At 56.3% G+C, this 12,814-nt stretch carries 16 protein-coding genes; all 16 read right to left on the bottom strand.

The features are described from left to right. Positions 1 to 2: 2 nt before the first annotated feature. A complete protein-coding gene (locus QUD59_RS03010) occupies positions 3 to 137 on the bottom strand; it encodes a hypothetical protein (protein ID WP_286239496.1) in 135 nt (44 codons plus the stop codon). A gap of 134 nt (positions 138 to 271) precedes the next feature. After that, positions 272 to 1,204 carry a flavin reductase gene (locus tag QUD59_RS03015; RefSeq protein WP_286239497.1) on the bottom strand — a complete coding sequence of 311 codons (933 nt, stop codon included), beginning with the start codon at positions 1,202 to 1,204 and terminating at the stop codon, positions 272 to 274. Positions 1,205 to 1,243: 39 nt separating this feature from the next. Continuing rightward, entirely contained in the window at positions 1,244 to 1,435 is a 192-nt protein-coding gene (gene thmT, locus QUD59_RS03020; RefSeq protein ID WP_286239498.1) for a 2-hydroxymuconate tautomerase, read from the bottom strand. 33 nt (positions 1,436 to 1,468) lie between these two features. Further along, on the bottom strand, positions 1,469 to 1,660 hold the full coding sequence (gene thmT / locus QUD59_RS03025; RefSeq protein ID WP_286239499.1) for a 2-hydroxymuconate tautomerase: 192 nt from the start codon (positions 1,658 to 1,660) through the stop codon (positions 1,469 to 1,471). A gap of 11 nt (positions 1,661 to 1,671) precedes the next feature. Further along, positions 1,672 to 2,463 carry a 2-oxo-3-hexenedioate decarboxylase gene (gene dmpH, locus QUD59_RS03030; RefSeq protein WP_286239500.1) on the bottom strand — a complete coding sequence of 264 codons (792 nt, stop codon included), beginning with the start codon at positions 2,461 to 2,463 and terminating at the stop codon, positions 1,672 to 1,674. Continuing rightward, positions 2,463 to 3,491: a 4-hydroxy-2-oxovalerate aldolase gene (gene dmpG, locus QUD59_RS03035; RefSeq protein WP_286239501.1), complete on the bottom strand. Its 1,029-nt coding sequence runs from the start codon at positions 3,489 to 3,491 to the stop codon at positions 2,463 to 2,465. Before dmpG ends, dmpH begins: the two co-directional genes overlap by 1 nt. Positions 3,492 to 3,495: 4 nt before the next feature. Next, positions 3,496 to 4,407, bottom strand: coding sequence for an acetaldehyde dehydrogenase (acetylating) (locus QUD59_RS03040; RefSeq protein ID WP_286239503.1), 912 nt, complete (start codon positions 4,405 to 4,407; stop codon positions 3,496 to 3,498). Between the two features lie 25 nt (positions 4,408 to 4,432). After that, complete coding sequence (gene dmpE / locus QUD59_RS03045; protein WP_286239504.1) at positions 4,433 to 5,218, bottom strand: 2-oxopent-4-enoate hydratase; 786 nt, start codon at positions 5,216 to 5,218, stop codon at positions 4,433 to 4,435. A 60-nt stretch (positions 5,219 to 5,278) separates the two neighbouring features. Then, a complete protein-coding gene (locus tag QUD59_RS03050) occupies positions 5,279 to 6,739 on the bottom strand; it encodes a 2-hydroxymuconic semialdehyde dehydrogenase (protein ID WP_286239505.1) in 1,461 nt (486 codons plus the stop codon). A gap of 69 nt (positions 6,740 to 6,808) precedes the next feature. Beyond that, positions 6,809 to 7,732, bottom strand: a complete 924-nt coding sequence (locus QUD59_RS03055) for a catechol 2,3-dioxygenase (protein WP_286239506.1) — start codon at positions 7,730 to 7,732, stop codon at positions 6,809 to 6,811. A 22-nt stretch (positions 7,733 to 7,754) separates the two neighbouring features. Continuing rightward, positions 7,755 to 8,066, bottom strand: coding sequence for a 2Fe-2S iron-sulfur cluster binding domain-containing protein (locus QUD59_RS03060; protein ID WP_286239507.1), 312 nt, complete (start codon positions 8,064 to 8,066; stop codon positions 7,755 to 7,757). 5 nt (positions 8,067 to 8,071) lie between these two features. Next, positions 8,072 to 8,584, bottom strand: a complete 513-nt coding sequence (locus QUD59_RS03065) for a universal stress protein (protein WP_286239509.1) — start codon at positions 8,582 to 8,584, stop codon at positions 8,072 to 8,074. A 184-nt stretch (positions 8,585 to 8,768) separates the two neighbouring features. Next, complete coding sequence (locus QUD59_RS03070) at positions 8,769 to 10,085, bottom strand: TRAP transporter large permease (RefSeq protein WP_286239511.1); 1,317 nt, start codon at positions 10,083 to 10,085, stop codon at positions 8,769 to 8,771. A 3-nt stretch (positions 10,086 to 10,088) separates the two neighbouring features. Then, a complete protein-coding gene (locus QUD59_RS03075) occupies positions 10,089 to 10,628 on the bottom strand; it encodes a TRAP transporter small permease (protein WP_286239512.1) in 540 nt (179 codons plus the stop codon). Between the two features lie 11 nt (positions 10,629 to 10,639). Then, positions 10,640 to 11,656, bottom strand: coding sequence for a TRAP transporter substrate-binding protein (locus QUD59_RS03080; RefSeq protein WP_286239513.1), 1,017 nt, complete (start codon positions 11,654 to 11,656; stop codon positions 10,640 to 10,642). Between the two features lie 135 nt (positions 11,657 to 11,791). Then, the gene (locus tag QUD59_RS03085; RefSeq protein ID WP_286239514.1) at positions 11,792 to 12,748 is read right to left on the bottom strand and encodes a PDR/VanB family oxidoreductase; all 957 of its coding nucleotides are present in this window, start codon (positions 12,746 to 12,748) and stop codon (positions 11,792 to 11,794) included. Between the last annotated feature and the right edge of the window lie 66 nt (positions 12,749 to 12,814).

Here is a 12,814-nt window from a genome sequence, read left to right on the forward strand (position 1 = left end):
TGTTACCAGAAGGGGGAACCGGGCTCTTCTTCACGCCACGCTTTAATCAACTCGATGACGGAAGCGCCCAGAACGATCCAGCCAATCAACATGCAGGCAATCACACCAGCCAGCAAAAAGAAAAACAGAACAACCATGCAAAGCCTTTATTTTTATACGTATATACAAAGCATATGCACAGCCGTTATGTTTTTCAAATCAGCCCCGGGCAGCCATCCTTATCCCGCTCTCTGAATGTGATAGCAACCCGGAGAGCGGGACTATGCAAAGCTCAGCCGTTTGCCTGCAACAGACTGCGTAGGCTGTTCTTCAGCAGTTCGGCCTGATCATCCGGCAGTGCGCGGAGCAGATTGGCTTCGTGGATTTTGGCCATATTCACCAGCCGTTCTGCCAGCAGTTTGCCCTCTTCCGTCAGGCCCACCTGCCCGGCTTCCAGACGTTGTACCACACCCTGATCCAGCAACCAGCTCAGAGTTTCTTCCAGCGCCACTTCGGGCTGCATCACCAGCGGTGACAGTTCAGCGACCTGCATGCCGGAGTTATCGGCGAGCACCGCCAGTACCCGCCACTGTTCCGGGCTGACACCACACTCATGCTGCAGGATTTTGTAAAAGCCATCGCTGTGACGGCTGTAGGTTTCGCGCAACAGGTAGAGCAGGTAATCCCCGATAAACTCCGACGAATGTTCACCGTTGGCCAGCTTGACCATGGAAGGATGCGATGCCGACACCGCATAGCTGCCACGGGCAAACACCAGCGGATGCTGGATATCCTGATAGCGGTAATCCAGTACTTCACCCACCAGAATCAGGTGGTCACCGCCTTCATACACCGCCCAGGTTTTACACTCGAACTGTGCAGCATAGTCCTGCAAAACCGGTGAACCACCGGCCCCGGCGCTGTACTCTACACCCTTGAATTTATCTTCACCGCGACTGGCAAAGCGGTTGGAAATATCCACCTGATCACGGCCGAGGACGTTGACCGCAAAGAACTCGGCGGTGCGGAAAGTCTCCAGGCTGTATGCCCCCTTATCGATGCTCCACAGGATCAGTGGCGGATCAATGGATACCGAATTAAAGCTGCTGGCGGTCACTCCCACCGGCTGACTGTCACCATCCAGCGTGGTGATCACGGTAACCCCGGTTGGGAACTGCGCCAGCGCGCGTCTGAAGTCTCGTACATCAAGATTACGCATAGTCATGGCAATCTCCTCATCTGTTCTGTCATGGACGGGCGCGATTCAGCGCCCCAGTTTGTCAGCGGCCACGCCACCAATACCGAAATGCGGTTTCGGTATCTCGTTAATCAGCACCCGTACCGAGGGTTCCGGCGCATCCAGCGCCAGCATGATCGCGTCAGTCACTTTGCGGATCAGCGCTTCTTTCTGTTCCGGGGTGCGTCCTTCCATCATCTGAATTTGTGCAATTGGCATAGTGTTTTACCTTTTATCTGTTATTGGCAGGGGTCAGCGCCCCTGCTTCGCGGCTGAGAGGCCACCAACCCCCCACGCCTCTTCAGGAAGCTCATGGATAATCACGGTGACGTTTTCCCGGGGCGCCGCAATCGCGTCCATCACCGCCTCTGTGACCTCGCGGATCAGCGCTTCTTTCTGCTGCGCCGTGCGCCCGCTCATCATGTTGACCTGAACAATCGGCATGCCTGCCTCCCTTATACAAAGCGGCCGCTGACGGTACCGAGATCCTGATAGCGCACCACAAAGCTGTCGCCTTTGTTCACCTGCACTGCGGCGGTGATTGCACCGATCATGATGAAGCTGCCTGCCGGAATCTCTTCGCCACGCTCACCGAGCATGTTCGCCAGCATCGCCACTGAAGAGGCCGGATGCCCCAGCACAGCAGCACCGGCGCCTACCTGTACCACCTCACCGTTGATCTCCATCACCACACCGAGATTTTTCAGATCCAGTTCGCTCGCCGGTTTCATGGTGCTGCCGGCAATAAAACGGCTGGAGGAGGAGTTATCTGCGATTACGCTTTTCAGATCGAATTTGAAATCCTTGTAGCGGGAATCGATCACCTCCACCGCAGGCATCACAAAGTCAGTCGCGCGCAGCACATCGGCGATATGCACACCCGGCCCTTTCAGCGGTGCCTTAGTCACAAACGCCAGTTCTGCTTCAATCTTCGGATGGATCAGTTCCTCGTGACGGATATCACCGCCATCGGCCACCGCAAAGTAATCGGCCAGAAAACCGTAACAGGGGTGCTCTACTCCCATCTGCGCCATCTTCGCCCAGGAGGTCAGGCCCATCTTCATGCCGACAATTTTGTTGCCGCGCACCTCTTTGCGACGACGGATCTCCCACTGGATGTCGAATGCATCGTCGTAGGTCATCTGCGGATAGTCGTCGGTAATTTTGGTAATTTCGTACGCCTGCAGTTCGGCGTTTTCACAATGTTCAGCCAGTTGTTCGATCTGTTTTTGTGTCAGATTACCCATCAGATCAGCCCCTTATCTTTTGCCATGGTTAACGCCAAATCTTCGATCATGTCTTCCTGTCCGCCCACAGTGCCGCGGCGGCCGAGCTCGACCAGAATGTCCCGTGCCTGAATGCCGTATTTCGCCTCCGCCCGCTTCGCGAACAGCAGGAATGAGCTGTACACCCCTGCATAGCCAAGTGTCAGAGCATCGCGGTCGACCCGGATTGGCTGATCCATCAGCGGCACCACCAGATCTTCAGCCACGTCCATAATTTTGTAGAGGTCGATGCCGTGTTGTGCCTGCATCCGCTCCAGTACCGCCACCAGCACTTCCAGCGGTGTATTACCGGCACCCGCGCCAAGGCCCGCCACCGAGCCATCGATACGGCTGGCACCGGCGTCAATCGCCGCCAGTGAGTTCGCCACCGCCATGCCCATATTGTGGTGGCCGTGGAAACCGATTTCGGTGCCCGGATTCAGCTCCGATCGCAGCAGCGCGATCTTTTCGCTCACCTCATCCGGCAGCATGTAACCGGCGGAGTCGGTGCAGTAGATGCAGTTAGCCCCGTAGCTCTGCATCAGTTTTGCCTGCTCCAGAATTTTCTCCGGGCTGGCCATGTGCGCCATCATCAGGAAGCCGACCGTATCCAGCTCCATCTTTGCCGCCATACCGATATGCTGTTCAGAAACATCCGCTTCGGTGCAGTGCGTCGCTACACGGATGGTGCTGACGCCACAATCCCGCGCCATTTTCAGATGATCGACCGTGCCAATCCCCGGCAACAGCAGAGCGGAGACTCTGGCGTTTTTCATTTTCGGCACCACTGCGTTGAGGTATTCCTCGTCGCTGTGCGCCGGAAAACCATAGTTAACGGATGATCCGCCGAGACCATCCCCGTGGGTGACTTCAATCAGCGGCATACCCGCCCGGTCCAGCCCGGTTGCTACCGCCACCATCTGCTCCAGTGAGATCTGATGACGCTTGGCATGCATCCCGTCGCGCAGGCTCATGTCATGCAGAGTTACCTGTTTATCTTTCAGATCCATCGTTTCAGCCTCGCTCTGGCAGTTGAATTGCGCCGCTATGGGCCTCTTGCGCGAACATCTCGGCAGTACGCAGTCCGGCAGCAGTCATAATGTCCAGATTGCCGGCGTACTTCGGCAGGAAGTCGCCCAGTCCCTCAACCTCCATAAACATGGAGACCCGGTTCCCATCGAACACCGGCCCGTTAACCAGCCGGTAGCCCGGTACATACTCCTGTACCGCCGCGACCATCCGTTCAACCGACGCGGTAATTGCCGCCTGATCCGGTGCCTCTTTGGTCAGGCAGTGCACCGTGTCGCGCATGATCAGCGGGGGCTCTGCCGGATTAATAATGATGATCGCCTTGCCTTTGTAGGCACCGCCCACTTTCTCCACCGCACCGGCGGTAGTCCGGGTAAACTCATCGATGTTCTGCCGGGTTCCCGGCCCTACCGAACGGGAGGAGACGGTGGCAACAATCTCGCCATACTCCACGGCCTGCACCTGAGACACCGCTGCGACCATCGGGATGGTCGCCTGGCCACCACAGGTCACCATGTTGACGTTCATCTCCAGCTCCTGAGCATGCTGCTTCAGGTTAACCGGGGGGATACAGTAAGGACCGATCGCCGCCGGCGTCAGGTCCACCATGATCACGCCCAGCGCATTCAGCTTGCGGCTGTTCTCCGCATGGACATAAGCCGAAGTTGCATCAAAGGCGATGCGGATATCATCGGCGATCACATGCCCGAGCATGCCATCCACTCCGCTGCTGGAGGTTTTTATACCCAGCTCTTTAGCCCGTTTCAGGCCCTCTGATTCCGGGTCGATACCAACCATCCACACCGGTTCGATCCACTCTGAGCGCATCATTTTGATCAGCAGATCGGTGCCGATATTGCCCGGCCCGATAATCACCGCTTTCAGTTTTTTACTCATAATCTTCTCCTTTTCCGCCTGCGGCTCAGACAAACCGAACCGAAGCAGAGCCGATACCGCCGATGCTGACGCTCATATAGTCACCGGCTTTCACCGGTTCCAGCGGCACCAGAGAACCAGACAAAATCACCTCGCCGGCTTTCAGCGCAATACCGTATTCACCCAGCGTGTTCGCCAGCCACGCCACGCAGTTCACCGGGCTGCCCAGCGCCGCTGCACCGGCACCGGTAGAGATAATCTCGCCGTTTTTCTCAACCACCATGCCGCAGGTGGTCAGATCGACCTCAGACGGGCTGACCGCACGATCCCCCAGTACAAACACGCCACAGGATGCGTTGTCTGCAACGGTGTCCTGAATCTTGATCTGCCAGTTTTCGATACGTGAATCGACAATCTCAAAACAGGGCATGACACAGTCAGTAGCTGCCAGCACATCAGCGTTGGTCACCCCCGGACCGATCAGGTCTTTTTTCAGGACGAAAGCGATCTCACCCTCCGCCTTCGGCTGAATCATGCTGTTGCTGATCGCCACTTCGGCGCCCTGATTGAACGCCATATCGTCGGTGAGAAAACCAAAGTCCGGCTGATGTACGCCGAGCATGTTCTGCACCGCTTTAGAGGTCACACCGATTTTTTTACCGATCACCCGTGCGCCGGCTTCCAGCCGACGTTCCAGCAGACGCTGCGAAATCTGGTAGGCATCCTCAATCGTGATATCCGGAAAACGCTCCGTCAGCGGCGGCAGGGTTTCACGTTTGGTCAGGGCCTGATAAAGCTCATCACCACATTGTTCAATCTGTTGTTTATCCATGATCTTTTCCTTCACTCACCGCCGGAAACCCGGCGGGATAACATTGTGTTTGCTGCAGCCTCAGAGCTTGATGCAGATATTTTTCAGCTCGGTATAAAACTCCAGACCGTGCACCCCGCCTTCGCGGCCGATGCCGGACTGCTTAGCGCCACCAAACGCGGTGCGCAGATCACGCAGGAACCAGCTGTTAACCCAACAGATACCCACTTCCAGTTGCTCAGCAACGCGAGATGCACGGGAGGAATTTTCGGTCCACACCGCAGCGGAAAGGCCGTAATCGGTGTCGTTAGCCAGCGCGATCACCTCCTCTTCTGTATCAAACGGACGGATATGGCAGCAGGGGCCGAAGATCTCTTCGCGAATCACTCGCGCGTCATCCGCCAGACCGGTCCAGATGGTTGGTTCTACCCAGGCACCCGCTTCCAGATCTGCTCCCATATCCGGTACACCGCCACCGGTAATCACCTGAGCGCCTTCCTCTACAGCAAGGCGGTAGTAAGAGAGGACTTTTTCCTTATGCTCCTGACTGACCAGCGGGCCAAAATCCACATCCGCATCCTGCGGGCGCCCCATTTTCAGCTTCTCAGCCCCCGCTTTCAGGCGCTGAACAAACGCTTCGAAGATCGGCCGTTCCACATAGACCCGTTCGGTTCCAAGACAAACCTGTCCGCAGTTCACAAACGCCGAACGCAGCGTGCCTTCGATCGCCTTATCCATATCGCAGTCGGCAAAGACGATGCCCGGGTTCTTACCGCCACACTCCAGCGAGATGTTGCGCAGGCCCACAGACGCCGCGCGCATAATGGTTTCGCCGGTACGGGTTTCACCGGTAAAGGTGATCGCATCCACCCCTTTATGCTCAGTGAGGAAAGCACCGGCAGAGTCCGGGCCAAAGCCGTGCACGACGTTGTAAACCCCTTCCGGTACACCACACTCGTTCATCACGTCGCCCAGCAGCGTGGCTGTCGCCGGCGTTTCTTCAGAGGGTTTAACCACCACGGTGTTGCCACAGGCCAGTGCCGGGCCGACTTTCCAGGTCATCAGCAACAGCGGCAGGTTCCACGGGCTGATCACCGCGATCACTCCTTTGGGAGTACGGTGGCCGTAGTTGAGTGCGCTGGCCCCGTCCGGGGTGTCCAGCTTGAACGCTTCGGTCGGATGGTTCGCCAGGGTTTCAGAAAATGCTTTGAAATTGGCTGCGCCACGCGGGATATCGATATGCGAGGCGATCTTGTATGGCTTACCGGTATCTTTACATTCCGCTTCCAGAAACTCGTCGAAGCGCTCGTTGATGCGATTGGCAACTTTATCCAGCAACGCAATGCGCTGCTGCTGCGTCATTTTTCCCCAGGGGCCCTGCATTGCGGCGCGGGCAGCCTGAACCGCCGCATCCACTTCAGCACGACCCGCTTCATGGACCAGCCCGATCAGGCTATTATCCACCGGGTTGCGGTTTTCAAAGGTCTGGCCACGCTCGGTGGTGACAAACTGACCGTTGATAAAATTTTTGAATTCTTGCATGAACTACACTCCGTAAGATGGCTCTTTGGCAAACAACCGCCGGGGCCCGGCAGCCCCGGCCTTGTGCAATCAGGTCAGAACTGAGAGGAAACGCTCGTTAAGCACGCGATCGTGATAGAAGATCGCCTTGCCCAGTTCGTCAGCAGTCCAGGTCACCGGCTCGTGATCCGGGTAGTGATAATCTCCCCCGCAGAACACTTCGTTGCGGTTACCGGACGGGTCAAAGAAATAGATGGTCTTGCCATGAGTCAGGCCATGGCGGGTCGGGCCGATATCCAGTGAGGTATCGGTCATGGAGATCAGGTCAGCGGCGCGCAGCACATCTTCCCAGGTCTCCAGAAAGAACGAGGCGTGGTGGAATTTGCCCGGCTCCGGGCAGTCAATAAACGCCACATCGTGGGCTTTCATACTCGCCGTAATAAAGGCGGCTACTTTATTCCCATCCGGATCAATCACCTGCTCCGCCAGACTGAAGCCCAGCACGTCGCGGAACAGCTCATAGGTCTGCTGTACATTCGGTCCGTACAGCAGGCAGTGGTCAAAGCGGGTCGCTTTCATCCCTTTCAGGTTCTGCGGCCAGGCCTCCGGATTAACGTTAGATAAGCCCCATTTACCGGTTTGCTCTTTCTCGGCATAAAGTTCGAACAGGTGGCCGGATGGCGCCTGAAAACGGATGCGGCGACCGCAACCATTCAGTTCGCCCGCCTCAATCTGCTCCACCTCAAGGCCGTGCTCAGTCAGCGCCTGCTGTAACTGCTCCAGTGTCTGGTTATCCAGCACTTTGAAGCCCATAAAATCCATTCCCGGATTGTCTGCCGGACGCAGTACCACCGAGAATTTGTCCACTTCGGTCCAGCCTTTGAGGTATACCCGGCCAGCCTGATCCCGCTCCACCTCAATCAGGCCGAGCAGATCACGATAATGTTTAACCGCTTCTTCAACATCCATTACACGGATCTGAACATGACCCGGACGCATTACACCTTTACGCATGGCTTAACCCTCTTAATTGTTTTTATGATTCAGTTGTTGGTATTTCGATAAGCAGATCACTGCGCGGAAAAACCCGGCAGGCCAGCACATAACCTGCAGCGCGCTCCTGCGCGGAGATATGTGCACTGCTCATTGGTTTGGAATAGATCTCACCGGCCAGCAGCCGGATTTTGCAGACGCCGCAACCACCTCCGCGACAGCCCACCGGGATCGCCGCATATCCCTGCTGCTCCGCACCGCGCAGCAGACTCAGGTTGTCCGGACAGGCAAACCCCTCCGGCGCCGATAACGCCGCGACATGAAAACGCGTTGCGAAGTTCAGTTCAGTGGTCATCGGTTTCAGCCCTCAGTTAACGGCACTACCAGCAGTGGCGTCGCCGTCATCTGCATCACATTCTGGGCCGTGGAGCCGACCAGAAAGCGTCCCAGGCTGGAATGGGTCCGGCTGCGCGTGCCCATTACAATCAGGTCTGCTGCAACCTCTTCAGCCACGCTGATAATGGTTTCTGCGGCGGGGCCGGATTCCACCCGGGTCAGCGGTCGCTTCTGCAACGGCAGACGGTCCTGCAGGCAGGTCTGGTTAAATTCATCGATACGCTGCTCCATCAGGCCGCGAATCTTTTCAATGCCCTGCCCACGCATCGCGCGCAGTTCCGCATCGGCCATGTAGTTTTCCAGCAACGCTTCCGTGGCATGGCTGATCGGCTCAATCACGTTGAGAAACACAATCTGCGCTTCATGCTTAAACGCCTCTTTCGCCGCCAGCATGTAGGCCGGCTTTGAACCCTCACTTAAATCCGAGGCGTAAAGGATGGTTTTAATCTCAGGAATCATCTTCAGCTCCTTGTTCATTTCCGCTGATCTCCGGCCTTGTCTGTGCCCACCCCAGCCCTGCGCTGCCATTTTCAGGCAAGCCGAACCCCTGCAGGGGGCGCCTGGCCTGCATCGCTATCAGAGAGATTGCTTAAGGTGATGCTTAACGCATCACAGGGTGTGTTGGGTTAATCAAATAGACTCAGCCAGAGCTCCTGTTGAATTAGCCGACCAGACCGGGCAGGTAGAGTGACAACGCCGGTACCGTGGCGATCAGCACCAGACGCACAATATCTGCCATCCAGAACGGGGTGACCCCTTTAAAGATGGTGCCCAGTTTCACATCCGGCAGAACGGTCTTCAGAACAAATACGTTCAACCCGACCGGCGGTGTGATCAGACTGATCTCGGTGACCACCACCACCAGAATGCCGAACCAGACCAGATCAAACCCCATTGCCTGCACCAGTGGATAAAACACCGGCACCGTCAGCAGGATCATCGACATACTTTCCAGCACGCAGCCCAGCAGAATGTAGATCGCAATAATCGCCACAATCACCAGTACCGGACTCAGATTCAGGCCCAGCACCATATCCCGCAGGGCATCAGGCAATCCCGCCAGATTGATAAAGTTGGAAAACAACACCGCACCGATCACCAGAAAGAACAGCATCGCTGTGGTACGTACCGAACTCACCAGCACATTCACCAGAATGTTAAAGGTCAGCCTGCGCCGCAGCAGTGCCATAAAGAACGCGCCGGATGCACCGATCCCTGCCGCTTCCGTCGGGGTGAAAATACCGCTGTAGATCCCCCCCATGACCACTACAAACAGAAAGCAGATGCCCCAGACATGACGGAACGCTGACAGGCGCTCAGCCCAGCCCGCCTTCTCCACTGCCGGGCCGCTCTCCGGTTTCAGTTTCACCGTGACCGACACCGCCGCCATATACAGCACAATGCCAAGGAATCCCGGCAACAGACCGGCGATAAACAGCTTGCCGATATCGGTCTCGGTCATGATGCCGTAGATCACCAGAATCACGCTGGGCGGAATCAGAATCCCGAGGGTGCCACCGGCCGCAATCGCGCCACTGGCCAGATCATCCGAGTAGTTGTATTTACGCATCGAAGGCATCGCCACCTTAGACATGGTGGCTGCGGTGGCCATGGAGCTGCCGCATACCGCGGAAAATCCACCGCAGGAAACCACCGTTGCCAGCGCCAGACCACCTCGAAAGTGACCGAGAAAAGCATGCGACGCCCGGTACAACTGGGCAGATAGCCCCGCTTCGGTAATAAAATTACCCATCAGGATAAACAGCGGCACCACCGACAGGCTGTAGGAGAGACCGGTCTCAAAAGCCACCTGCGACACCATATTCAGTGCCGCATCCCAGCCGCGACTGTTATCGAACTCCACCTGTTGTACGTAGGCAAAACCCAGTACCCCGATCAGCCCCATGGACACCCCCAGAGGTATCCGGGCAAAGATCAGCACCATCAGTGCTGCAAAACCGATCAGACTGATTTCCATGATCTACATATCCCCTTTAGTTTCACGTCGGAACAGCCCCTTACCGCCTTTAAACAGCAGCATGCAGAGCAGGGCCAGCGTCGATACCGAACAGCAGGCCGCCATCAGAAACACCAGCCCGGCAAACGGGATCTGCAGAATCGCGGTGGTGTCCTCATACTCGTAAGTACGCAGTGCAAACTTCCACAACATCCATGACAACACCGCAAAAGCGATCAGGTTGACCAGACAGATCAGCAGATTCTGCAGGGGTTTAAGAAAGGCCGGAACGGTCGAATCCAGCAGGTCCACATCCACATGGGCGTTTTCAGCCGTGACCATGGGCAGGCCCAGAAAAATCAGCGCCGCCAGCAGCAGTTCGGTCACTTCAAAGCCACCAGGCAGTGGCGCGGAAAACAGATCCCGCCCCACCACATCAACCAGCGTGACCAGCATCATCAGAAACATGAAGGCTGCAGCGGTGTAGGCCAGCACCCGCTCGAACAGAAATTCGAGCGAGCGCAGCCAGATCTCTGATTTCAGGCAAGATGAAATCAAACGCATAGGATGGCCCCTTAGTGACCGTAGCTGGCGGTAATCTGACGCAGTTCCGTGAGGGCCGATTTACCATCAACCCCACGCTTTTCTGCCTCTTCCATCCAGCTCTGCTGCAGCGTTGCGGTACGCTCTTTCAGGGCTGTAATAAAGGCATCATCCGCCACAGACAGATCATTGCCTTTGGCTTTGAGTGCTGACGTAGCGGCTGCATCAGCCTGATCCCAGGCTTTACCTGCCATCTTCGCGAAGGCTTCGCCGGAGACACTCATGATCGCTTTCTGATCCGCTTCGGAAAGCTCACTGAAACGCCCTTTGTTCATCACCAGAAAGAAGCTGATGTTATAGAGACCGCCCGGCACCATGGTGGTGTGGGTCACAAGATCCTGAATTTTAAACGCCGTTACCGACTCCATCGGCAGCAGCGTTCCGTCAGCTACACCATGAGAGAGCAGTTCATAGCTCTGGGAAGCTGGCTTGAGCAGTGGTACTGCATCCAGTGCACCGGCCACATCGTTAACCACACCACCACCGACACGCATCTTCATACCGGACAGGTCATCGATTGCTGCCACCGTTTTCTTGCTGTTATGAATCTGTCCCGGACCATGGGTAAACAGGCTGAGCAACTGGGTGCCTTTATGTTCATTGGCCTGCGCCAGATATTTCTGGTGCACCCGCCAGTAAGCGACAGACAGCGCTTCGGCACTGTTACCACTGAACGGAAACTCGACCGCTTTGGTCATCACGAAGCGGCCCGGTGTGTAACCGTGCACGCTGTAGGTAATATCCGCCAGACCATCACGGGCGATATCGTAGTGAACCTTGGGGTGACCCAGCGACTTGGCGAGGATATTCACCTTAACCCGGCCCTCAGTCACCTCCTCGACCTGCTGGGTCCAGGGGACAATCATATCGGTCACCACCGGGTGCGTCGGTGGCAGCCAGGATGACAGGGTCAGTTTGGTTTCCGCAGCCACCAGAGTACTGGTGGTGATGACTGCACCGGTTAGCACTGCTTTCAGAACCTTTCTCATTGTTATTCTCCTGTAACAGAACTTGCTCAGCTCATAAGCTGTTGATTGTGTTTTTGTTCAGAGACCGGAAGCGCGCACAACAAGTTGAATTTTCAACTATTTTTTCACCCAGGCAGACGCGCTTCCAAAGGCCGGTCAGATATCCAGAACCAGTCGCTCCGTTTTCGAACGCGAACAACACACCGCGATCTGGTCGTTATCTTCTTTCTCTTCATCCGTCAGGAAGTGATCTTTGTGATCCGGAGTACCTTCCAGTACATCGCAAAGGCAGGTACCGCAAACGCCCTGTTCGCAGGAAACCTCAACCTTGATCCCTGCGCCGGCCAGTGCATCGGTGATCGACTGACCCTCTTCAACGCGAACCGTAACCCCGCTCTGGCGCGCCTCCACTTCAAACGCCTCGCCACTGCTGTCGACTTCCGCATTGAAGTATTCAAAGTGAACATTCTCAGCCGCATAGCCCTGCTCTTTGGCGCTGTTCATCACCCAGTCCATAAAACCGGAAGGCCCGCAGACATAAACATGCCCGTTGGCTTCATAACCCGCGAACACCTGTTCCGGGTTAAAGCGCTGTTCATCAGCCTGATCATCAAAGTGCAGGTGCAGTTGCTGCGGGAATTCAGCCTGCAGCTCATCCAGAAATGCAGCGCTGGAGCGACTACGGCAGCAGTAATGCAGCTCAAAGGATTTGCCGGCCGCTTTCAGGGTGTAGGCCATGGTCAGCATCGGTGTAATACCGATACCGCCGCCCACCAGAATGCTGTGCTCTGCATTCAGATCGAGCGGAAAATGATTACGCGGGGCGCTGATCTGCAGCGTCATGCCCGGCTGGAACGTTTCATGGATGGTGCGGGAACCACCACGGGACTCAGGATCATTCAGAATACCGAGGCGGTAACAGTCACGGCTGCCCGGCGCATTACTGAGTGAATACTGGCGGATCAGCTCAGGGGTAATATGCACATCGATATGGGCGCCCGCTTCAAATTCCGGCAACGCCTCACCGCTGACACTGATAAATTCAAATACCGATACCCCGGCGGCCTGATCTTCGCGACGCTTGATCATCACGTCGATTTTTTCATTGTTCATACTATTCACCCACAGATTCTTTTTAATTCCCGGGGCTGAGCCCCGGGGCCTGAGCGGGGATCTCCG

This window comes from Neptuniibacter halophilus, assembly GCF_030295765.1.
Lineage (GTDB): Bacteria > Pseudomonadota > Gammaproteobacteria > Pseudomonadales > Balneatricaceae > Neptuniibacter > Neptuniibacter halophilus.